Annotated in this window: 21 protein-coding genes; 12 read left to right on the top strand and 9 right to left on the bottom strand. The window is 53.9% G+C overall.

The features are described from left to right. Positions 1 to 160: 160 nt before the first annotated feature. Complete coding sequence (hpnH, locus tag RHJ02_RS12990; RefSeq protein ID WP_206200523.1) at positions 161 to 1,171, top strand: adenosyl-hopene transferase HpnH; 1,011 nt, start codon at positions 161 to 163, stop codon at positions 1,169 to 1,171. On the opposite strand, the gene RHJ02_RS12985 is transcribed toward hpnH, so the two are convergent. The 4 genes from RHJ02_RS12985 to rph form a co-directional block, all read right to left on the bottom strand. After that, a complete protein-coding gene (locus RHJ02_RS12985) occupies positions 1,168 to 2,478 on the bottom strand; it encodes an ABC transporter substrate-binding protein (RefSeq protein WP_310800303.1) in 1,311 nt (436 codons plus the stop codon). The genes hpnH and RHJ02_RS12985 overlap by 4 nt on opposite strands. Then, complete coding sequence (locus RHJ02_RS12980; RefSeq protein WP_310800302.1) at positions 2,411 to 3,940, bottom strand: YifB family Mg chelatase-like AAA ATPase; 1,530 nt, start codon at positions 3,938 to 3,940, stop codon at positions 2,411 to 2,413. Before RHJ02_RS12980 ends, RHJ02_RS12985 begins: the two co-directional genes overlap by 68 nt. Before the next feature lie 172 nt (positions 3,941 to 4,112). Beyond that, complete coding sequence (locus RHJ02_RS12975; protein ID WP_206200520.1) at positions 4,113 to 4,724, bottom strand: hypothetical protein; 612 nt, start codon at positions 4,722 to 4,724, stop codon at positions 4,113 to 4,115. After that, complete coding sequence (rph, locus tag RHJ02_RS12970) at positions 4,717 to 5,445, bottom strand: ribonuclease PH (protein ID WP_206200519.1); 729 nt, start codon at positions 5,443 to 5,445, stop codon at positions 4,717 to 4,719. The genes RHJ02_RS12975 and rph overlap by 8 nt, the downstream gene beginning before the upstream one ends. A 177-nt stretch (positions 5,446 to 5,622) precedes the next feature. On the opposite strand from rph, the gene RHJ02_RS12965 reads away from it, so the two are divergent. The 3 genes from RHJ02_RS12965 to RHJ02_RS12955 are packed head-to-tail and all read left to right on the top strand — an operon-like array spanning position 5,623 to position 7,039. Then, positions 5,623 to 5,961, top strand: coding sequence for a P-II family nitrogen regulator (locus tag RHJ02_RS12965; RefSeq protein WP_206200518.1), 339 nt, complete (start codon positions 5,623 to 5,625; stop codon positions 5,959 to 5,961). Between the two features lie 6 nt (positions 5,962 to 5,967). Further along, positions 5,968 to 6,828 carry a shikimate dehydrogenase gene (locus RHJ02_RS12960; protein ID WP_206200517.1) on the top strand — a complete coding sequence of 287 codons (861 nt, stop codon included), beginning with the start codon at positions 5,968 to 5,970 and terminating at the stop codon, positions 6,826 to 6,828. A gap of 1 nt (position 6,829) precedes the next feature. Then, on the top strand, positions 6,830 to 7,039 hold the full coding sequence (locus RHJ02_RS12955) for a hypothetical protein (protein ID WP_206200516.1): 210 nt from the start codon (positions 6,830 to 6,832) through the stop codon (positions 7,037 to 7,039). Here the strand turns inward: RHJ02_RS12955 and RHJ02_RS12950 are convergent. Genes RHJ02_RS12950 through queG form a run of 3 tightly spaced genes read right to left on the bottom strand, consistent with a single transcriptional unit; the run spans position 7,005 to position 9,695 of the window. Beyond that, positions 7,005 to 7,775, bottom strand: coding sequence for a winged helix-turn-helix domain-containing protein (locus tag RHJ02_RS12950; protein ID WP_206200515.1), 771 nt, complete (start codon positions 7,773 to 7,775; stop codon positions 7,005 to 7,007). The genes RHJ02_RS12955 and RHJ02_RS12950 overlap by 35 nt on opposite strands. A gap of 55 nt (positions 7,776 to 7,830) precedes the next feature. Beyond that, a complete protein-coding gene (locus RHJ02_RS12945) occupies positions 7,831 to 8,730 on the bottom strand; it encodes a vitamin K epoxide reductase family protein (RefSeq protein WP_225901597.1) in 900 nt (299 codons plus the stop codon). A gap of 20 nt (positions 8,731 to 8,750) precedes the next feature. Next, positions 8,751 to 9,695, bottom strand: coding sequence for a tRNA epoxyqueuosine(34) reductase QueG (gene queG, locus RHJ02_RS12940; RefSeq protein WP_206200513.1), 945 nt, complete (start codon positions 9,693 to 9,695; stop codon positions 8,751 to 8,753). A gap of 78 nt (positions 9,696 to 9,773) precedes the next feature. On the opposite strand from queG, the gene purE reads away from it, so the two are divergent. After that, the gene (purE, locus tag RHJ02_RS12935; protein WP_206200512.1) at positions 9,774 to 10,295 is read left to right on the top strand and encodes a 5-(carboxyamino)imidazole ribonucleotide mutase; all 522 of its coding nucleotides are present in this window, start codon (positions 9,774 to 9,776) and stop codon (positions 10,293 to 10,295) included. Here purE and RHJ02_RS12930 read toward each other — a convergent pair. Beyond that, entirely contained in the window at positions 10,270 to 10,977 is a 708-nt protein-coding gene (locus RHJ02_RS12930) for a hypothetical protein (RefSeq protein WP_302678502.1), read from the bottom strand. The two genes, purE and RHJ02_RS12930, sit on opposite strands and share 26 nt — an antisense overlap. 215 nt (positions 10,978 to 11,192) lie before the next feature. On the opposite strand from RHJ02_RS12930, the gene RHJ02_RS12925 reads away from it, so the two are divergent. From RHJ02_RS12925 to RHJ02_RS12910, 4 genes are read left to right on the top strand one after another with little or no spacing between them, the layout of a single operon-like run. After that, positions 11,193 to 13,463 (top strand): bifunctional (p)ppGpp synthetase/guanosine-3',5'-bis(diphosphate) 3'-pyrophosphohydrolase, encoded by a 2,271-nt coding sequence (locus tag RHJ02_RS12925; protein ID WP_310800301.1) that lies wholly within the window; start codon positions 11,193 to 11,195, stop codon positions 13,461 to 13,463. Between the two features lie 12 nt (positions 13,464 to 13,475). Then, positions 13,476 to 15,515, top strand: coding sequence for a putative PEP-binding protein (locus RHJ02_RS12920; protein ID WP_310800300.1), 2,040 nt, complete (start codon positions 13,476 to 13,478; stop codon positions 15,513 to 15,515). Between the two features lie 34 nt (positions 15,516 to 15,549). Further along, a complete protein-coding gene (locus RHJ02_RS12915) occupies positions 15,550 to 17,616 on the top strand; it encodes a protein kinase domain-containing protein (RefSeq protein WP_310800299.1) in 2,067 nt (688 codons plus the stop codon). 26 nt (positions 17,617 to 17,642) lie between these two features. Continuing rightward, a complete protein-coding gene (locus RHJ02_RS12910; protein ID WP_302678499.1) occupies positions 17,643 to 17,795 on the top strand; it encodes a hypothetical protein in 153 nt (50 codons plus the stop codon). On the opposite strand, the gene RHJ02_RS12905 is transcribed toward RHJ02_RS12910, so the two are convergent. Then, the gene (locus RHJ02_RS12905; protein ID WP_310800298.1) at positions 17,792 to 19,942 is read right to left on the bottom strand and encodes an HAD-IIB family hydrolase; all 2,151 of its coding nucleotides are present in this window, start codon (positions 19,940 to 19,942) and stop codon (positions 17,792 to 17,794) included. The two genes, RHJ02_RS12910 and RHJ02_RS12905, sit on opposite strands and share 4 nt — an antisense overlap. 63 nt (positions 19,943 to 20,005) lie before the next feature. On the opposite strand from RHJ02_RS12905, the gene RHJ02_RS12900 reads away from it, so the two are divergent. The 3 genes from RHJ02_RS12900 to RHJ02_RS12890 all read left to right on the top strand — a co-directional run bounded on the left by RHJ02_RS12900 (position 20,006) and on the right by RHJ02_RS12890 (position 22,526). Beyond that, positions 20,006 to 20,692 (top strand): energy-coupling factor ABC transporter ATP-binding protein, encoded by a 687-nt coding sequence (locus RHJ02_RS12900; RefSeq protein WP_302679172.1) that lies wholly within the window; start codon positions 20,006 to 20,008, stop codon positions 20,690 to 20,692. Between the two features lie 143 nt (positions 20,693 to 20,835). Then, complete coding sequence (locus RHJ02_RS12895; RefSeq protein WP_310438666.1) at positions 20,836 to 21,378, top strand: hypothetical protein; 543 nt, start codon at positions 20,836 to 20,838, stop codon at positions 21,376 to 21,378. Between the two features lie 56 nt (positions 21,379 to 21,434). Continuing rightward, on the top strand, positions 21,435 to 22,526 hold the full coding sequence (locus RHJ02_RS12890; protein WP_315863485.1) for a quinone-dependent dihydroorotate dehydrogenase: 1,092 nt from the start codon (positions 21,435 to 21,437) through the stop codon (positions 22,524 to 22,526). Positions 22,527 to 22,601 lie beyond the last annotated feature (75 nt).

Raw genomic sequence — 22,601 nt, 5'->3', positions numbered from 1 at the left:
ATTTTCACTGTCGCTGCCGCTAGCCTCTTGAGCACGAGCATAGTGTGCCACTTTGCAAACCTGATAGGACACTTTGGCGATCGCCCACAAAGCTGCTACAACTATAAACATCTATTAAGCGTCTTGGCTAGAAAATTAGCCACATTGAGGAGAATTGCCCATGGGAGTCCACATCAAGCAGGCAGTGGAAGTCGCGACCTATATCATCTCACAACGCCTACAGGGCAAAAAGCGCTTTCCCCTCACCTTGATGCTTGAGCCTCTCTTTCGCTGTAATCTCGCCTGTTCGGGCTGCGGTAAAATTCAGCATCCCCTTGAAGTCCTGCGCAAATATCTCACCCCAGAGGAATGCTTCCGCGCCGTTGAAGAATGTGGTGCACCGATTGTTGCCATTCCCGGTGGGGAACCCCTGCTGCACCCGCAAATTGATGAAATTGTCAGTGGCTTGGTGGCACGGCGGAAGTTTGTTTATCTGTGCACCAACGGTATTCTTCTAGAGGAAAATCTCCACAAATTCAAGCCCTCCCCCTACTTTAGCTTCAGCGTTCACCTCGATGGTCTGCGGGAGTGGCACGACAAATGCGTGGATCGCAAAGGGGTCTTTGATATTGCGGTGAAAGCGATTAAAGCGGCTAAAGCCAAGGGCTTCCGTGTCACCACCAATACGACAATTTTTGAAGGGGTGGATCCTAAGGAAATGCAGGAGTTCTTTGACTTTGTCAGTTCCCTAGGGGTGGATGGCATGATGATCTCGCCGGGCTATGCCTATGAGTGGGCACCGGATCAGGAGCACTTCCTCAAACGGGAGCAAACCCGTGCCCTCTTCCGCGAAATTCTCGCCCCTTACCGCGCGGGTCAGAAGAAATGGAACTTTAACCACAATCCCCTCTTCCTTGATTTCTTGGTCGGTGAAAAGGACTATGAGTGTACCCCTTGGGGAATGCCCAGCTATAGCGTCTTGGGTTGGCAAAAACCCTGCTATCTCCTCAATGAGGGGCATTACAAAACTTGGAAGGAACTGATTGAAAATACCGATTGGGAGAAGTATGGCCACAAAAGTGGCAATCCCAAGTGCCGTGACTGCATGGTGCACTGTGGTTATGAGGCCACCGCTGCCATGGATGCCTTTAACCCAGCCAATATGGTCAAGGCGGCGGGTAGTCTCTTTTAACGCGGGCGCATCAGTTGCCAACGTTGCTCTGCGGTTTCCACTGCGGTTTTCGGGGTTGATTTGCCAAGGAGAACGCTTTCGATCGCTCGTCCAAGGGTTTGGGAAAAGCGGGTATAACCACGGAAGTTGGGACGTGCCTGAGCAGCGGCCATCTGATCTAGAAAAACACGAAGCGCAGGTTGCTGTGCCACAAAGGCCTGATAGCGATCGTTGGTACGCACCCGTTCATTCACGGGCAAATACCCTGTGCCCAAAGCCCACTCCGTCTGAAATTCTTCACTGAGAACGTAGTCCAAAAAGGCTAGAGCAGCCTCTTCCCGTTGCGGTGTTGAGCGAAAGACAAAGAGATTTTCGCCCCCCAGTGCAGTTGCGGCGGTTTTGAGGGCGGGCATGGGTAGAACGCCAAAATCCACCCCCGACTGTTGGAGTTGCGCCAACGTCCAAGGCCCTGTCATTTGCATCGCCACCTCGCCACGAATCAATTGATCCAGTTCATAACCACGTTCCGGGGCAGAGAGTGTCGCTAAGCCTTCTTGTCGCAGGCGTTGCCAAAACTCAAGAGCCGCGATCGCGGGGGGTGTGTCAATGTGGGCGCTTTCTGGTGTGTCTCCGAGACTGCCACCCGCACTCCAAAAGAAGGGCAACCAAGTAAAGACGGCAAATTCCCCTTGGCCAAGGGCAAGGAGTAGTGGGGTGATGCCCTGTGCCTTTAGGGTTTGGCTGACCTGCTCTAATTCCTGCCATGTGCTGGGCAGTGTTTTCACGCCGGCGGCAGCCAATAAACTGGGACGATAAAAAATTCCAAGGTTGTTGGTGGCAAAGGGAATAGACCAGTAATGGTTGCCGTAGCGCATTGTTGGTATCAGGGCAGGACTAACTTGATCGCGGTAGGGGGAGGCTTGCCACCAGTCATCAAGGGGACGCAGGGCACCCAGATCAACAAATTGACCCGTGATCGTGGGGTTATACCAGAGCAGATCCGGTGCGGCATTGCCCACCACTGCGGCCAGAATTTTCGGTAACTGCTGGTCGGGTTGGCCAACGTAGAGAGCTTGGACATGAATCTGGGGATGGCGGGCGTTGAAGCGATCCACAAGACGCTGGAGGACCACGCGGTTGGCGGGTGGGTTGACCCCATGCCAAAACACGAGTTCAATCGGCTTCGCAGATTGGGTCGCCGTTGTACAGCCGATGAGCAGTAGGGCTAAGCAACCCAGCAGCAGCGCAAACCAGCCGTGTCTATTGCAGGCGATCGAGCATGCGGTATTGAATGGCTTCGGCCACGTGAGCAGCGGCAATCGTTTCACAGTCGGCCAGATCAGCAATGGTACGGGCTACTTTTAGGATACGGTCTGTGGCGCGTGCCGAGAGCCCCAGTTGGGCGATCGCCCTTTCTAGGAGCTTGGTGGAAGGCTCATCCAAACGACACCACTGGCGCAGATGGCGACTTTGCATTTGGGCGTTGCAGTGGAGAGTGGGTTCTTGAGCAAATCGCTGTTGGGCGCGTTGGCGTGCCGCCAAGACCCGCTGCCGTACCGTGGCTGAATCTTCCCCTAGGGTTTGGCGGGTCATTTCCTCGGGCTTGAGGCGGCTGACACTCACTTGCAGATCAATGCGATCCAGCAGGGGGCCAGAGAGCTTTGCCCAATACTGTTCTCGCTGGCGCGGCGAGCAGGTACAGGGTTGCACTGGATCGCCATAGTAGCCACAGGGGCAGGGATTGGTGCTGGCCACGAGGGTAAATTGCGCCGGGAACACCACGGATTGGCGGGTGCGGGCAATGGTGACTTGGCCATCTTCAAGGGGCTGCCGCAAAAACTCCAACACATCCCGCTTGAATTCCGTTAATTCATCAAGAAAGAGCACCCCCCGATGGGCAAGGGAGATTTCCCCCGGACGCGGATAACTGCCACCGCCCACAAGGGCAGGGCCAGAGGCAGAATGGTGCGGACTCCGAAAAGGGGGTTCTTGGAGCAATTGGCCGCGTTCTTTGAGCAGTCCAGCCACGGAGTGAATTTTGGTGACTTCAAGGGCTTCCTCAAAGGTCAAGGGCGGCAAGATGGTGGGTAACCGCCGTGCCAACATTGTTTTGCCACTGCCCGGTGGCCCGACAAAGATGAGATTGTGCCCACCCGCAGCCGCAATTTCGAGGGCACGCCGCGCTTGATACTGCCCCTTCACGTCCTTAAGGTCAAGACCAGAGCGGGCAGAGGGTGGAGCATGCAAACTTAGGGAATTGGCTGCTGGCGATCGCGAGTTGGGGTCATTCAAAAAGGCTGCGACTTCGGCGAGGGTGTGGCAACCATAGACCTTTAGCCCCTGCACCACCGCTGCTTCAGTGACATTGGCCATGGGCACCACGAGACCGGTCATGCCTTGGGCTTGCGCCGCAATGGCGATCGCCAGTACCCCTGCCACGGGTTGCAAGGTGCCATCGAGGGACACTTCGCCGAGAAAGAGATGATCGCCGAGTAAATCCGTTGCAACCTGTCCTGAAGCGGCTAGGATGCCAATGCTAATCGGGAGATCAAAGCTGGGGCCTTCCTTACGTAAATCGGCGGGGGTGAGATTAACGACAATGCGCCGCATTGGGAAGCTAAAACCGGCATTGCGAATCGCCGCCTTAACGCGCTCCCGTGCCTCTTGCACACCCGCATCGGGCAGACCCACCACCACAATCCCCGGTAAGCCGCCAGAAACATCTACTTCGACGCCGACGGGAATCGCGTCAATTCCTAGAACGGCAGCACTCCAAACCCGTGCCAGCATAGCCTCAAAATCAGAAAGAGCACCGACGACTGGCCGTGTTTCGTCTCGGTGCCCTTAACTGGTTCGCTCCTCACACACTTAATGACCTTAGCAGATGTATCGCTAATTTGTCACCATTGCATAGGATTTTTCATGAAGTTTATTTGCAAAACCCCAATTTCTGTGTCCAGTCTTAGCGCAAAGTGCCTAAGGTATGCCGCCAAGCCAACTCTTTGTTGATAATTTCGAGCGATCGCCGTTCAGTTCCACTGAACAGTGGCGTAATGGTTTCCAGAATTTGCCCCAACAAGGGTGCGGCATAGTTCCCCGTTGAGCGTAACAAATGGGCATAGTAGCGAAACTGGGCTTGACCTTGGGCACTGCGATGAAAGGCCAACACCTCAGCAGTGGTCAATTGCCACACGGGCGTATTCACAGGCACCACAAGGGTGGGCATCCCCTGCTGGCCATAGAGGCGATCCTCAGTAGTCACCAAATGACCAATGAGGGCAATCCACAGCAGTGTACGGGTTTCACTGACCAAATCGGGACTGAGAAAGGTGTCGGCATTGGTGGTGAGGCGCGGGCTGATCTGATGGAACTGGGGATTCAACAGTTGAGAGTTGTAAATGACCCCGACTGCCCAGTGGCGCTGCTCATCCTCGAGCTTGACAAAGCGACCAAAGCCATAGTCTTCTGGGGCGGGGGGGTGGGGCACATCCAAGCGATCCACCAGTTGCGCCACATAATCGCAGTGGGAGTTGGACTTGACGATGTGTCCGAGGTAAATGGCCTGCTCACTCATGGCTTGCCGCTAGGACCTGCTGTTGAATCTCAATGAGTTCTTGAATCCCTTGGCTGGCGACATCGAGAAGGCGATCGAGGGTTGGCCGATCAAAGGAACCGATCTCTGCTGTACCTTGAACCTCAATGAACTGACCATTGGCCGTCATCACGACATTGAAATCGACACTGGCTGCCACATCCTCAGCGTAGCTCAAATCCAAATAGGGGTCGCCATCAATCAGCCCCACAGAGACTGCCGCCACCTGATGACATAGGGGAGATTCGCTAAGTACCCCTTCCTGAAGTAAGGTACTCAGGGCATCCACAAGGGCAATGTAGCCCCCTGTAATCGCCAGCGATCGCGTGCCGGCATCGGCTTGGAGCACATCCGCATCCACAATGAGCGTGCGCTCCCCCAGTAAGGATAAGTCCAAAGCAGAGCGTAAGCTACGACCAATCAGGCGTTGAATTTCTTGGGTGCGCCCAGAGAGTTTGAGAAATTCTCGCTCTTGCCGTGGCCGCGTTGCACTGGGTAGCATGCGGTACTCTGCGGTGAGCCAGCCTTGGCCTGTGCCTTCTAAAAACTTGGGTACGCCTTCCTTGAGACTAACAGTGCACAACACTTGAGTTTGCCCCGCTTGGGCGAGCACTGAACCTAAGGCAAATTGGGTGAAATGCCGCTGAAACTGGTGCGATCGCAATTCCTGTGGTTGACGGCCATCGGGTCGCTGCCACCCCATGCTTGACTCCCTCTCAATTACCTTCCCTATTAGAGCTTATTTTCTGGAGCCAGCGCGAGACCTTGCCATTGGGCGATCGCCCGAGGATTGGAGATAATGTAGTTATTGCTACACGCTATACTCTTTTGCCAATGCTAAATAAAGATTAGCCCGTTGCCATAAAGAAGGAGTTTGACATTGAAAAAGGTAGAAGCCATTATTCGTCCCTTCAAACTGGATGAAGTCAAGATCGCCCTTGTCAATGCGGGCATTGTCGGCATGACCGTCTCCGAAGTACGCGGCTTTGGGCGGCAAAAGGGGCAAACCGAGCGCTACCGCGGCTCCGAATACACAGTAGAATTTTTACAAAAGTTAAAAATTGAGATTGTCGTTGAAGACAGTCAAGTGGATATGGTCGTGGCGAAAATTATTGAGGCTGCCCGCACGGGGGAAATTGGCGACGGCAAAATTTTTGTGACGCCCGTTGAGCAGGTCATTCGCATCCGCACCAGCGAAAAAGATCACGAGGCGGTTTAGGAGCGGATGCCGAAGATCTCTGGCCACACCCAGCTTCTGGGGGTGATTGGCGACCCGATTGCCCACACCCTCTCACCGGCAATGCACAATGCCGCGTTGGAGCATTTGGGTCTGGACTATGTCTATGTGCCCTTTTGGGTGAAGCCGCAGCAGTTGGGGGTGGCGATCGCTGGCCTCGATGCCCTGAATGTCGTTGGCTTTAATGTCACCCTTCCCCACAAAGAAACCATCCTTCCCTATTTGGCGGATGTCAGCGACCTCGCACAGCAGGTGGGGGCAGTCAACACCGTCTATCGCAGTGAAAAGGGATGGGTGGGTACCAATACCGATGTGCATGGCTTCTTGGCACCACTGCGGCAACAGTCCTACCCGTGGTCGGAGATTGCTGTTTTAGTCTTGGGCTATGGGGGTGCCGCGCGAGCCGTGGTCACTGCCTGTTATGACTTGGGCTGTCGGCAGATCTATATCAGTGGTCGCCAAGGGGAACGGCTAGAGGCCTTTGTTGCCAGTTGGCCACAGATCACGCTCCATCCCCTTTTATGGTCAGAGCGGGTCAGTTGTTTGGAGAAAGTCAGCCTTGTGGTCAATACCACCCCCATTGGCATGAGTCCCCATACTGGCACCACCCCCCTCACAGCCGAGGACTTGGCACGATTGCCCACCACCGCCATTGTCTATGACCTCATCTACAAACCTCGCCCCACCCTTCTTTTGCAATTAGCGATGGCACGGGGACTGCAAACCTTCGACGGCCTTGCCATGCTTCTCCATCAGGGAGCCGCAGCCTTGGAGTACTGGATTGGCCAACCCGCCCCCACTGCCATCATGGCCACTGCCCTTGAAAGTGCCCTAGGGATGGAGAAATAACATGACACCTTGGCTGTCAGAACTAAGGTGGTTATCGGCGGTTTTGCTGGTGTCGCTCTTCATGGCCCTAGGCATTAAATTTATTGCCCCCCTCTATCCCTTGCCGCCAAATTTGGGGCTAATTACTTTACTGCTCCTTTTACCGGCAGCTTTGATGGGGATTGTTTTACTGAGTCTCAACCAAAACGATAACCAAAACCGCGCACCGTAAGAATGTATTGGGGATGACTGGGATCGGTTTCAATTTTCTCCCGCAGCCAGCGGATGTGGACATCAACCGTTTTGCTATCGCCAATAAAGTCATGCCCCCACACTTGATCGAGTAACTGCTCCCGTGGCCAAACGCGGCGAGGGTGACGCATAAACAGTTCAAGCAGTTTATATTCTTTGGGGGAGAGATTGATCTCCTTGCCCCGCAGGGTTACGCGGCATTCTTGGGAATAGAGGCAGAGATCGCGAAAGCGCAGCACCGTTGGCACTGTAGCCTGTTGAATTTGCGTCCGCCGCAATAGGGCACGACAGCGCGCCAGCATCTCCCGCATGCCAAAGGGCTTGGCCAAGTAGTCATCGGCACCAATTTCAAGGCCAACCACTCGATCAATTTCACTGCCTTTGGCACTGATCATGAGAATGGGAACTGTACAGCCTTCACGGCGAATTAAGCGGCATAGGTCTAATCCATTGATGCCCGGCAGCATGACATCTAGGATGATCAAATGCACCTCTGCCTTTTCAGGATTAGTATCCGTCAAGAGATAGGTATTAATGAGATTGAGAGCCTCATAACCATCACTGGCCACAAGGGTATGGTAGCCTTCCTCCTGCAAAGCAAGGACAAGGGTTTCCCGAATCAGGTCTTCATCTTCAACCACTAAGATGTTGGCAAGGGCAGGTGGTGTGGCAAAAGGAGCCTTGGCGGGTTCGGCGGCTGTATCAATAGAAAGCATAAAAAACCTGCGTAGTGCCCGGTTGGCTTCATTCTATCACTGCGGTTCCTTGCCCCTATTGGTTCTTGAAGTTCATCGGGCCTGTGTATTGACTCAGCCGACTGAGTTCACTGAGCGATCGCGTGCCGGAGTAAAGCTGATCGTTGATTTCCCATGTGGGATAGCCCTGAATTCCCTTGGCACGGCAGCGTTCCACTTGGGGATTGGCACCATTGGGGTCACATTCAACATAGTTGAGTTCCCGTACTGCCTGCTTACCAAAGAGTTCCTTTTGATCGTGGCAGTGGCTACACCAATAGGCACCATACATAACCGCTCCCACTTGGGTGAGATGGCGAGCGAGGGCCATTTCCGCCGCACCTGAGGTATTGACGATGGGGATGCCAGGACCCTCAGGGTTGGCCATGCGGGCATTATAGATGCCAAAGACGGCCACCAGCGTAATCACAGCAGTAATCACGCCATTGAAAAAGAGTTGGCCGCGATCGCTCCATTCACGACCAATAATCGTCAAGATTAAAAATGTAAAGCTAAAGACGGCTGAGGCAATGCAATAGGGACAAGTGGCCTTAATCTCTGTAACCAAGATATACATGAGGTAACTGCTGAAGCTGGCCATGGCCGTTGCCCCCAGAAAGAGCAAAAGCCAAGTGGTGTTTTCAGCATTGCGGCGGAGTTCTTTTTGCTGCGGCTGGTTCAACAACAGGGGCAGGGCCGCCAACGACAGCATCCCCGTGTAGGCGACAAAGCCAATGAGGGAGAGGGGAATACCAAACACGGTTGCCCAAGGACTATTGAGGACAATGTCACAGCCATCGGTGGGACAAGTGACCTCTTGATTGGTCAGCTTGGCGATCGTCAGGTAGGCGGTCACCACCATGCCAGCGAGGGCAACCCCGCCAATCAACCACCGTGACCAACGATGAATCCAAGGGGTGGAGCGTCGTCGAACCATAGGTGAGCCTCCGCATTGAATCATTTTTCATCATACCGATTGGCAGACAGCACCGCTTGGGCATTGCGGCGCCATTGGGCGGGTTTAATTCGCCGTAGGGCAGAACCACGGGTGAGTTCATCCCATGCTGCATCGCTGAGGGTGGCGAGTTCCTCTAGAGAAGTCTTCAAGAGGGGCGATCGCGGGGCAAAGTCGGCCACATCCGTGGGTTGAGCAAAGCGTTGATTCCAAGGACACACTTCCTGGCAAATGTCACAGCCGGCAACCCAGCCTTCTAAATGAGCAGCAATGGCGGGGGGAATTTCCGGGGCACGGCTTTCGATCGTGTGGTAGGCAATGCAGCGGTTGGCATCCACCACATAGGGTTCAACAATGGCGCCGGTGGGACAGGCGGCCAAGCAACGGGTACAGGTGCCGCAGTGATTAGTGTGGGGGCGATCGCCCGTCAACTCCAACGTGGTGATTAACTCTCCCAAGAAAATCCACGAGCCATACTGCCGCGAAATCACATTACTGTGCTTGCCAATCCAGCCAATTCCCGCCTGCTCCGCCCACACTTTGTCCTGTACCGGGCCTGTATCCACATACCAACGGTAGTCCATTTCAGGTACCTGAGCCTGCAGCCATTGCCCTAGGGCTTGCAAGCGTTTTCCCAAAACCCGATGGTAATCCCGCCCCCACGCATAGCGGGCAATTTTCACCTTAGGGGGTGGCTCTGGATCAGGCTGATAGTAATTGAGGGCAACGGAAATCACCGATCGCGCTCCCGTCAGGACGGCTTGAATCTCCTGTCGCCGCGGGTTGGCCATCCACGCCATCTCCCCTTGGAAGCCTTGGGCTAACCAGCGTTGTAGGGCAGCCACCCCAGAAGGATGGTCATGGGTATAGGCGCGCAAATCCACAATCCCCACCCGATGGAACCCCAACTGATGGGCAAATTGCTTAATCGCAGCAGCAGTAATCATAGAGAAATAATATCTCGCTCCTGTGAAAAGGGCTGTAGGATGAGGTTGCACCGTTTGCTGAGGGAGTAGGAAAGAGGGATGTCAGAGATGCCGCTGGTTGCCATTGTCATGGGCAGTGATTCGGATTTGCCAACCCTGCAGGGGGCGATCGCCATCTGTGAACGCTTTGGCATTCCCCATGAAGTGGCGATTCTCTCGGCTCACCGCACGCCCCTTGCCATGGTCGAGTTTGCCCAAAATGCCCATCAGCGGGGTCTGAAAGTCATTATTGCGGGTGCCGGTGGCGCTGCCCACTTGCCCGGCATGATTGCTGCCTTAACTCCCCTACCCGTGATTGGCGTACCCGTACCGAGCCGACACTTACAGGGGCTGGACTCCCTCTACTCCATTGTGCAGATGCCGGCTGGGATTCCCGTGGCGACGGTTGCCATTGGCAATGCCCAAAATGCAGGCCTATTGGCCGTCCAACTATTGGCCAGTCATGATCCAAAGCTGCTGGAGCAAGTGATGGCCTATCGTCAAGAGTTGGCCGCGACGGTGACCGCCAAGAATCAAAAACTGCAAACCCTAGGGGCTAGCGCTTATCTGCAACAGCAGTAATCTCTGATTCAGGTTCTAGGGACGAACCCGAGAGTCTTGCCTTTTGCAGATCCTGTCGAAAGAGGGGGAGAATACGGCGACATTGATCCACAAAACTCACTAACCATGTTTCCAACTGCTGCTGTTGAGTTGGGTTCACAAGAGTCTTCCCAGTTCCTAACGACCCGTGGTAGGTGATGTAGCCATCATCGGTAACAACAAAATCAGCAAACCAACTACTAGAAGGGCGGCAGGCTCGCCAGTAATTCGCGACGATGACTTTGCCAAGGTATTTTTGGGCTAATTCACTGACGCGGTTCAAGTGATCGAGGGCTTGAGCCACCGTTAAAGACGGCTGCTCTTTGACAGGGATGACTGGCTCCCTAGGCGCAGCTTGAGGGCTCTCAGAGGGGCAGTCCATACCTAAAATCCGCCATAGTTTTTCCTCAAGGCTTTTGAATTGCATCTGTCGGTGAGACCCCTCATTCCCCTCGTTGCTGAGGGAGCGGTGGAGGCGCACAATCATCTCTACAGCTGCTAATTCTGAGGGGGCAAGGGATTCTAGGCGATTTAGAATATCGTTCTCGCGATCGCCCCCAAGGGACGCTTCGCGATCGCCCGCTGCTTTCTCTAAACTTTGACCGGCGAGGGCAAAAATATCGCTTCCTTGATTGAGTAAACGCAGAATGTAGTGCCGTGTCATTGGTGTGAGTGAGACCCCCACGATACGCTTCCCCCTTGCTGATTAAAGTCCTTAATTTTTATGTTAAAGGAGATCAAAATTGAACAATCCCTAGCTGTAAAACTTGAGAGGGTTTAGGAACGTCTTTACGATCAGGATTCGCGCGATAGGCATGAAATTGAACTAAAATATACGTACTCGAATCCACTGTGCTGCTCTCCCGATCGCCTGCTGCTATGAACGCTTTTGCACCTAGCTTGCCGACTGATATTGAATTACCCGATTGGTTAGCGACGTGCCTGCGAAATCCAGAGCCTGAGAATGGGGATGATTTAGTCTGTCGAGCGTTTCAATTTGCCTACGACCTACACCAAGGACAGCGGCGGGCGTCTGGGGAACCCTACATTGCCCATCCTGTGGCAGTGGCAAGTATTCTGCGAGATTTAGGCGGGGGGCCTGCTCTTTTGGCGGCGGGGTTTCTCCACGATGTGATTGAGGATACCGCTGTTACGGCAGAGGAGCTAGAAGCCAATTTTGGTGCCGAGGTGCGGCGACTGGTGGAGGGGGTCACTAAGCTCTCGAAGTTTAACTTCTCCAGTAAGACGGAGCGGCAAGCGGAAAGTTTCCGACGCATGTTTTTGGCGATGGCGCAAGATATTCGGGTCATCGTTGTCAAGCTGGCCGATCGCCTGCACAATATGCGCACCCTAGAGTATCTACCGGAAGATCGCCGCCGTGCCATTGCCCAAGAAACCCGTGATGTCTTTGCCCCCTTGGCCAATCGCTTGGGGATTTGGCGGATCAAGTGGGAGCTAGAGGATTTAGCCTTTAAGTATTTAGAGCCAGAAGCCTACCGCCGCATTCAGGAACTGGTGGCGGAAAAACGCGCTAATCGCGAGGCACAACTGCAGCAGGCGATTCAAATTCTCTATGACCGCTTATCGGGAATGGGCTTTGGATACTTAGAAATTAGTGGCCGTCCCAAACACCTCTACAGCATCTATCAAAAAATGATGCGGCAGCAAAAAGAATTCCATGAAATCTATGATGTGGCGGGCATTCGCATTCTGGTGGCCACAAAGGATGAGTGCTATCGTGCCCTTGCCGTCGTCCATGACTGTTTCCTTTCCGTGCCAGGGCGGTTCAAGGACTACATCAGCTTGCCCAAACCCAACCAGTATCAATCACTGCACACGGTGGTTATTGGTCTTGGGGGGCGCCCCTTGGAGGTGCAAATTCGCACATTGGCGATGCACCATGTCTCTGAGTATGGGATTGCCGCCCACTGGAAGTATAAAGAAACAGGTCATTCCTTGCCGCAACAGTGGAGTGCTCGCGATCAAAAATTCACTTGGCTACGGCAACTGCTGGATTGGCAAAATGACCTCAAGGATGCCCAAGAATATCTCGATAGCATTCGCGATGATCTCTTTGATAAGGAGGTCTACGTCTTTACGCCCCAAGGGGATGTCCTTGCCCTGCAACAGGGGGCGACGCCCCTCGACTTTGCCTACCATATTCACACCGATGTCGGGAATCACTGTGCTGGGGCACGGGTGAATGGTCGGATGGTGCCCTTGGATACACCACTGCGCAATGGCGACATAGTTGAGATCATCACCCAGAAAACTGCCCACCCCAGTTTGGACTGGTTGAACTTTGTTAAAACCACAACGGCACGCAATCGTATTCGGCAGTGGTACAAGCGATCGCGCCGCGATGAAAACCTGCAGCGGGGACGGGAATTACTGGAGAAGGAACTGGGCAAAGCGGGTCTAGAAGCCCTTCTGAAGTCACCGCAGATGCAACAGGTAGCAGAGCGCAGCAACTACCAAAGTGTCGATGATTTAGTGGCCGCCTTGGGCTATGGCGAAATTACGTTGAATCTGGTGGTGAATCGGCTGCGGGCAATTACCCTAGCGCGTCCAGAGACAACCCCACCGGAACTGCCTTCAGAATCTGCCCCTGTTAACCGTGTACCCGCCGCCACGAAACCCAGTGATTCCCCGATTCTTGGGGTGGAGGGCTTGGTTTATCACATTGCTGGCTGCTGTTGTCCTGTGCCCGATGAACCGATTATTGGCGTGGTGACGCTGGGGAGTCGGGGTATTTCAATTCATCGTCAGGGCTGTAGCAACCTAGAGTCGGTGTCGAGCGATCGCCTGATTCCCGTGAGTTGGAACACAAAAGTCAATCAACGCCGTCCCCAAACCTACCCTGTGGATGTGCAAATTGAGGTGATTGATCGCGTTGGTATTCTTAAGGATATTTTGACCCGTTTAACTGATAATCAAATTAATGTGCGACGAGCCAATGTCCACACAGATCCGGGACGCACGGCGATTATTGATTTGTGTATTGATATTGTGAATGCAAAGCAGTTGGATCATCTCTTGGCGCAAATTAGAAAAATCACTGATGTCCTCAACATTCGTCGCCGTCAGCAAACGGACAGTGAGTTCTCCCTAGGTCGGATCGTCCGCTCCCAGACCCCCAAGGACGATTAAGGAAACGCATTTGTGACATCACTCCTTCTGGAACCCCTACAACAGTACCCAGCGGAAGCCCTTTCCCCAACATTGGTTGCCCTGCAAGAGGCGCAAAAAATCTTGCCACCGCCTCATCCTGTCTGGCTGATTTCCACCAATGTCTGGCAACAGTTACGCTCTGGCGTCATTCCCCTGTGGCACGCGGCCTGCGATCGCTGGCAAGAGGTGCCCCCCAATGCGGCGGATTTCAAGGCACTGGCACTGAGGATGACCCATGAATTAACCCCTTTGGATGTGGGGGAGTTAGAAACAATTTTTGCTGCTTGTCATCACTTTTGGCAACAACAGGGGGGAGAACGTCATCTTGTTCTCACCACCTATCTTTGGCAGGAAGCGGTGGACTTACCTTGGGGGCTAGGCCGTGGAACCGTGTTACATCATCCCAGTTTACCCCTGGGTCATCAGGCGATCGAAGCGGCCTTTGCTGCCCTTGTCCAAGCCAAGAATCTCTATACCTATTGGCAGCAGGGATGGGATTTTTGTCACCTCAAAGTGGCGATTTTGCTTTACCCCTTGAGTACCATTGTTGCCTCAGGCTGGTGGACAGGGAGTGATCCAAGGTTGCCGGCGATCGCCAGCGGTGTGACGCTCCCCCATCACGGCATTCCTTTGCCCCCAAAGGGAATTGAGCTGACGCCCGCAGAGGAACAATACTTGCAGCAGGCCTGTCGCGGGTCGGCGTCCCATCTCTGGGTTTGGCATCGCAGTCAGACACAGGTTTGGTGGGGACAGTGTTTAGCAGAACCTCTGCCGCTGGTGCCCTTGCCGCAGGCCGTGGAGCGCACCCTCATAGCTGAAGGGCTATCCGCTGCGCCGGGGCAGGCGATCGCCCCTGCCCTTGTGGTTACAGACCCCTGTGCTCCTACGGCTGTTGCTGGGCAGATCTTGGTGAGCAAAAGTATTCCACCCCACTGGTTGCCCCTCGTGAGTGCTGCGGTTGGTGTGATTTGTGAGCAGGGGGGCTTAACCAGTCATGGTGCCATTCTGGCGCGGGAATTGGGACGGCCAGCGGTGGTCGGTGTGGTAAATGCGACTCAGCAGATTAGTTCAGGAATGACGCTGTTTCTCGATGGTCATCGGGGGTCTATCTATCAACTGCCCCCAGAGCCATTGCCCGTGGTGGCGACCCCCTCGCCGCAAACGCCCTCACTCCCAACGGTCAAGCGGTTGCCGTTGCCGGTCATGGTAAATGTCAGTCAAGTCAGTGCCCTGCGGTTATTGCGATCGCTCCCCTGTGATGGCATTGGTCTATTGCGCTCAGAGTTGATGTTGTTGGCCTTTTTGGATCATCGCCATCCCTGTCATTGGTTGGAGCAGGGGGACGCTGAGCAGTTGCGCGATCGCTGGGTGCAGCACCTCTGTGAATTTATGCGGGCGATCGCCCCCCGTCCCCTCTTTTATCGCACATTGGATTTACGGCCAGCCGACTATCGCCAACTCTTGGGGGGACATCAGTTTGAACCGGCAACGGATTGGGGGCTGCGGGGAGTGAGTCGCTATCGCCATTGTCCAGAGCTGTTTCATTTGGAACTGTCAGCGCTGGCGATCGCCCACCGCTTAGAAGCCTGCCCGCTGCGTATTATTCTTCCCTTTGTCCGCAGTGTCAGTGAGGTGGTCTATTGTCAAAAGGCTCTTGCCCAGCATGGTCTGACAGCCAAGGCGGGTGTGGAACTGTGGGTAATGGCGGAGGTGCCGGCCATTTTATTTTTACTGTCTGATCTGGCCAACCTTGGCGTTGCTGGCATTACGATTGGCACCAATGATCTAACCCAACTGCTGTTGGGCATTGATCGCGAAACAACACTACCGGAATTAAATGAAGACCATCCTGCCGTTAGGGGGGCGATCGCCCAATTGATTCAACAGGCCAAAGCCCATCACCTAGGATGCCATCTGTGTGGCGAAGCCCCCACTCGCTATCCCCATTGGCTGCCGTGGTTAATTGATTTGGGGATTGACGGCATTTCTGTGAGTCCTGAGGTTGTCACCCAAGTGTTGGATCAGTTTTAATCGTGAATAAAGTGGTGCTTCTTGATGCAAAATCATGCTTATCTACTGCACCCGCCCCCAGTGTTCCCATCCCCACAATGACCTGCCTGAACTAGAGGGGGATGTCTTGGTGGATACCATTAGCCAAAAGTACTGCGCCAACTGCGGCATGCCCTTGATTTTGCGGGGGCGCTATGTTGCCCAACAGCTGTTGGGACAGGGGGGCTTTGGTATTACTTACCTAGGGCGAGATTTGGATACGCCCGCCAAGCGCCAATGTGTGATTAAACAGCTCCAAGTTGAAACCTCAAATCCAGACCTCTTGCAAAAAGCAGAAAATTTATTCAAGCGAGAAGCGCGACTCCTAGAAACGTTGGGGGAACATCCCCAAATTCCTACCCTATTTGCCTTCTTTCAGGAGCGGGTGAGCAGCAGCACAGGCAAAGCAGAACAACACTATTTTTATCTGGTTCAAGAATTTATTGATGGCGATACGCTTGAGTGTGAACTTGCCTATCGCGGTTATTTGAGTGAAGAGGAAGTTCGTGAGGTCTTAAAGGATCTCCTACCTGTTTTGCAGTACATCCACGATCAAGGGGCTATTCATCGAGACATTAAGCCAGCAAACATCATTCGCCAATCGGCAAAGAACAGTAAATTTCCGGGGCAGCGTCGCCTTTACCTCATTGACTTTGGTGCAGTCAAGGAGATTTCCCGTGTTACCGAAGTTGCGAAGGGGCATACAAAAATTTATACAGCGCATTATGCCGCACCAGAACAAGTTAGAGGTGAGCAGGTTTTTCCGAGTTCCGATCTGTACGCCCTAGCAGTGACCTGTATTGTCTTACTCACGGGCAAAGATCCCAAGGAATTGTTTGATAACTACCATCACACTTGGAATTGGCAAAAGTATGTCCAAATCACACCAACGTTTCGCGATGTTTTGGCAAAGATGCTGGCCGTTGCACCCAGCGATCGCTATCAATCCGCCAAGGAAGTCGAAGCTGCCCTAGCGGATGCAGAGACAGAAACAAAAAAAACGTTAGAGATGCAGGCGCTAGAAACACCACTGATTACTAAACTGGTTACTGAGGAGTCTCCACCACCTCGCTTAGCGCCGTCGGTCAACTGGCTGCTTGAGAAGTACAACAGTGGTTTGCAGAGTGATTGGTTAGAGCTGCAAAACTATGGAACACTGGTGCGTCCTTCAGGTTCTCAAAGCGAGGGTGCCATTTTTACTGAGTGTCCTGCTCATCCCAGCTATTTAGTGATCACAGATGTCAATCAACAGTCTTGGCTTGTTCCCTTGCATAGGGGAGACTTCGATGCTTACTTATTTCGGCGAACGTTACCCCAGCACCCCAGTGAAAAGTCAGGGCAATTGCTGAGGCCAGCACGGGTTGAACGGCAGGATCAACATTGGCGGATGATTGAGGCAGGCAGTATTGTCCATGAACCGGTTGTCACACCCCCACCCCTCTCTACCACGCCTACAGGACAACCCTTCTCTGGGACTCAATCAGTACCCACAGCTCAGTCATCATTCGCACCGTGGTTCATCCTCGGCTCACTTGTGATTGCCTTTGGGAGTATGTTTGCAGCGATGGCTGTAATTTTGCTGTCGAACCGCCTAGAACCCCGCCCTCCCTCGCTAGCCAATTCCCCTACTGAAGTCGCAGAAACTCCTGACCAATCGCCCCCTATTGAATCTCCGTTGCCAACCCCAGAAACTGTTTCTACGCCCCCACCCCCTGCAAGTGCTAGCGAACGCGTCCTGCTTGACCCGGAGCTGCTCCCTGATCCCAGCCTTTTTGTTGAAAATTACTATGCTCTGATTAACGCCGGCAATTACGAGGCAGCGTGGCATCAATTGACCAGCTCTTTCCAAAATGATGCCTCAGCACACCCCAACGGCTATGGTTCATACATCGATTGGTGGACTAAAGTGCAGTACGTTGATGTTTATAGTACTGAAGTTGTCGGTTTAACTTCAGATAGAGCCGTTGTTGATGCAAATCTTCACTACATAATGAACTCTGGTCAAGATTTTTATCAAACGCTACGCTTTACTTTAGTCAATGTTGGTGGCGAATGGCTAATTCAAGGAACCCAAGCTCTCTAGCGTGCTAGCGGGGGAGTCACTGGCTGATGCAGGATGGCACGGAGTTCAACTTGGCACTGCAGAGCAATCCCAAACTCAATCCCACGCGACAACCGACAGTGGAGGCACTGGCTCAGATTCTTGCCGATTACCGCGCCAAGGGCATTTCTAGTTTGACGTTATCGCAGGCTTTTCGTTAGAAGCCATAGTGTTCAATCGCTTCGAGAATCCCTTGGGCATAGTGACCTTGGGCAAAGTAAATATGGGGGCGATCGCGCAACTTTTCCAATTCCGGACTGTGATTGCCCACAACAACAGCAAGGGTATTCCCCGTCAGCATTTGCTCGTCATTGCCAGAGTCCCCAGCCACCAACAGTTTTTGCAGCGGATAGCCCCACTTGAGGGCAAGATAGCGCAGGGCATCGCCTTTAGAGGCACGCAGGGGCAAAATATCCAAGAACTGATTGTGGGAGAAAATTGGCCGACAATGGAGTTTCTGCTGCCGTAGCAAACGTAACACCGGTGTAATGCTGGGGAGAACCGTGGTATCCACGTTGTAGCTAATTTTGTGGGAGCGTTGATTTTCTGGGGGTTGCAGCGTCAGGCCTGCCACATCGGCGAGGGTGTCTCTCACCCGTTGGGGTTCCCAGCGATAGCTAATGTGCTGCTGCCAACTGGTGTCGGGAACCAAGTGAGGGCCATAGTGAATTTCACTGCCCACGGACGTAATTAAAACATCGGGAATCGGCACGCCCCATTCATGGAGGACCTCTAGGGTAATTTCGAGATGACGCCCCGTTGCCACCCCAAAGCCCATTTCAGGACGGCGTTGCAGAAGTGTTAAGAGTCGCTCAAGGGCAGGGCGATCGCCAATCAAGGTATTGTCAATATCACTAATCAACAGGCGTTCGAGGGTGAGCAGGCGGTTCCGTGTCAGCGTCGTTGGCAGTTTATTACTCTGGTACTGAGCCGGTTGGCGTTGCACACTCAACACGGGCAAGACTGATTTTTCCGCCAGTTGAGCAAGGGCGTGCAGATACATCTCCACATGACTGCGCCAAGAGTAGTGGGCTTGTACCCCCTTCAGGCCATTGTCTGCCCAAGTCTGCCACTGGCTATCACTTTGAAAGGCTTGATGCAAGGCACTGCGAATGGCTTCTAGATCAAGGGCATCAAAGAGCAACCCATTGCGACAGTGGCGGAGAATCTCCTGCGGCCCGCCATCCGCTGTCGCCAAAATCGGTAATCCACAGGCAGCCGCTTCAATGAGCGTCAAGCCAAAGGGTTCAGTGAGGGCAGGATTGATAAAGACCCCCCGTTGCTGCGCGGCTAAACGGTAAAGATCGGGGACTTCATCACTGGTGTGGGTTTTCGGATAGGCGACTTTGCCATAGAGGTCATAGCGATCGACCAGCAAAAAGAGTTCGGTCAACACTTGGCGAGGGCTGGCCTCCATCTTGCTAATATCGGTGCGATTGCCGAGTACTAAGACCAGATTCGCTCGCTCCTGTAAAAAGGGATCAGTGCCATAGACGTTGAGCAACGCAGCCACGTTCTTGCGCGGTACTGGCCGGGAGAGGCAAAAGATAAAGGGCTTTTCCGGTTCCACTAAAAAGCGACGCAATTCCTTGCGAAAGGGTAAATCGGCAGGGACAGGCCCTGGATAGAAACGGCGGGTATCTACCCCCGGCGGAATAACGGCCATCCGTGCCGGATCGTATTGATCGTAGAGGCGATACTGCTCTTCGACCTCCTGATGGGTACTGGCAATAATGAGTGCGGCACTGGCAAGGGTTTGCTCCTCGGCTTCAATGCGAGTCGTAAAGTGAAACTGCTCCTCAATGGCATCGGGCTTACTACCCTGGGCAAGGAGTCGCTGTCGCTTGACCCGGCCGAGGGAATGCCCAGTGTGAACAAGGGGAACCCCCAACCAACCGGCAACACGGCAGCCCACATAACCGGCATCGGCATAGTGACTGTGGATCACATCGGGCATGCGGCCACTTTGGCGGAGATGGCGCAACAGTTCATCGGCAAATACGTCTAAATAGGGCCAAAGCACTTCCTTGCGCAAATAGCGGCGAGGACCACAGGCTAGGCGGACAATGCGGGCGCGATCGCCAATTCGCTCAATGGGCTGGGCATAGTCGGGGCTGACCTTGGCATCGGGAATCAGACGAGTGACCAAATCCACCTGCGCCACCCGGGGATGGGCTGCAAGGGTTTTTGCCAGTTCGACCACATAGCGGGTTTGTCCTCCCGTATCGGCATCTCGTCCTAGTTCAAGGCGATCGCCCCGAATCAAACCATGAATACTGATGAGGACAATGTATAATCCATCTTGCATAGCCGCTCCCTTACTTGGTGCACGACAACCCAATTGGGGGTCATCCTCACCCTACCGAAAAACATGAGCATTGTCCAAAAACCCATGGCGGCAATCCCCCCAGCAATTCATCTCAAAGAGGTCTCCTTTGGCTGGTCGCCAGAGGTTTTAGTGCTGGATCGGGTGTCCCTAGAAATCCCGCGGGGGCAACTATGGATGCTCCTCGGCCGCAATGGCAGTGGTAAGTCAACACTGGTGCGTATTTTGGGAGGTCTCTTGCAGCCCCAAAGCGGTGAAGTCTATGTGGAGCAACCCCTTGGCTTTGTCTTCCAGAACCCCGATCACCAACTGGTGATGCCCAGTGTCGGTGCGGATATTGCCTTTAGTCTCAATGGTGAATCCCTCAACTATTGGCAGGTGCGCGAGCGCGTCAGTGCCGCCCTACAAGCTGTGAATTTACAGGGGCTAGAACGCCGTCCCATCTATGCCCTCAGTGGCGGCCAAAAACAGCGGGTAGCCATTGCCGGGGCGATCGCTCGCCATTGTCGGGTGCTATTGCTCGATGAACCCACGGCACTCCTTGACCCCGATAGCCAGCGGGAACTCCTAGGCTACGTGCGCCAACTGGTCAACAGCCAAGGGATCACCGCACTGTGGGTCACCCACCGTCTCGATGAACTGGCGCAAGCGGACGGTGCCATTGTTCTGGATCGTGGCAAAGTGATTGGCCAAGGGGCACCCAGCGACATGATGCCTCTGCTGCACGCTTGAAAAGCCAACCATTCCTGCACCGAAAGGAATCTCTCAAACCGCTGGCACTCCTCTTGGGCTGCTATGATCAAGGACTAGAGATATAGAATGCTTGCATACGAATTCACCTGTAGGATTGAATTATTGCATTAGGAGCGATCGCCATGACTGAAACGCCTCAAACCCCACCCCCCGAAGAACCCACGGCCAAAGCTAGCCGTCCCGCCCGTCGCAGCACCCCGCCCGCCAAAGAAAATAGCGGTCAAATGGTTTCCCTTGCCGAAAAAACCGCTCTTGCCCCCGCAGGCACAACCACAGCCAGCGACATCGTGGTATGGCAAACCTTTAATAGTGCCGGCTTGCGTCCCATTGAAGCCAGTCCCGTGCAAGTGGTGCACATGATCAAAGATGCCGGCGAGCGTCCGGTGCTCAGCAGTGGCCTGCAAATCTACGACAGCATCAACTCCGCCGGTATTCGCCCCATCGTGGCCACCAATTTCCGCGTGGTTGAAACCCTGAACATCATGGGGGTGCGCCCCGTGGCAGCGGATGACTTTGAAATTGTCGAAACAGTGAATTGGATGGGCATTCGTCCGATTACCACCAGTGGGCTGCACATTGCTGAAACCTATTATTCCGCTGGGGAACGGCCTGTGGCTTCTAATATCATTGATGATTCACCCGTCCTCATGGGCTATCTGGACTAGGGTCATAGTGTTGATCATTCAACCCTTTAGGTGGGGGAATGGCAGTCTGAATGGCCATTGATCCTTATCGGCACCTGCTGCGGCCACTTCTTTTTTCTGGGTTGCAGGCGGATCCAGAATTTCTGCACCAGCAGTTTATCTCCCTCTGTGGGTGGCTTAATCAGGATCGTGCCCTGAGCACTTGGCTGCGGCAGCAACTTCAGCAACGCTATGCCCTTGCAGATCCCCGTTTAGAGCGGCAAATGTGGGGACTACGCTTTCCCAATCCCATTGGTTTGGCGGCAGGGTTTGATAAGAATGGTGTCGCCCGCAGTGTCTGGTCGGCCTTTGGCTTTGGCTTTGCGGAGTTGGGCACCGTCACTTGGCAGCCACAACCGGGAAATCCGCGTCCGCGCCTCTTTCGCCTAACAGCCGATCGCGCGGCGATTAATCGCATGGGGTTTAATAATGCCGGCGCAGAGGCCATGGCCGCCCTTTTGGAGCGATCGCCCCCGCCAACGATTCCCATCGGTATCAATTTGGGCAAGTCAAAAATCACCCCTTTGGAAGCTGCAAAAGAGGATTACTTAGCCAGTTTTCGCCGCCTGTATCCCCTTGGCGATTATTTCGTGATTAATGTGAGTTCTCCCAACACACCGGGGTTACGGGATCTGCAAGCCAAGGAACAACTAGAACCCATTTTGGAGACGCTACAAACCGCCAATCACCCCCGCAAGCCCCTGCTTCTGAAAATTGCCCCCGATTTGAGTTGGGAGCAGATTGCGGCAATTCTTGATCTGATTCAAACCTATGAACTCGCCGGCATTGTGGCCACCAATACCACAGTGGCACGGGAGGGGCTAAAAACCCAGATGATTCCGCAGACGGGGCGATCGCCGGCGGACGAGGCGGGAGGTCTCAGTGGTGCCCCTTTGCGCGATCGCGCTACCGCCGTGATTCGCTTTATCCACAAAGAGACCCAAGGCACTCTGCCGATTATTGGGGTGGGGGGGATTTTCACGCCAGAGGATGTAATCGAAAAACTAGCAGCCGGTGCAACACTGGTGCAACTCTACACCGGTTGGATTTACCAAGGACCGAGCCTATTGCGAGAGCTACTCCAAGGACTCTTAGCCCACGCCACCGATCAAGAGAAGCCAGAGAAATAGCGTCTGTGCCCTTGTCAAGGGGAGCATTCTAACTGTTAACTTTTCTATAGTATTGTCTCTATATTTTACGAAAGT

The organism is Thermosynechococcus sp. TG215, from assembly GCF_031583455.1.
Lineage (GTDB): Bacteria > Cyanobacteriota > Cyanobacteriia > Thermosynechococcales > Thermosynechococcaceae > Thermosynechococcus.
Note: the sequence above shows the minus strand (reverse complement) of the source record. Positions and strands in the feature narration are given on the sequence as shown.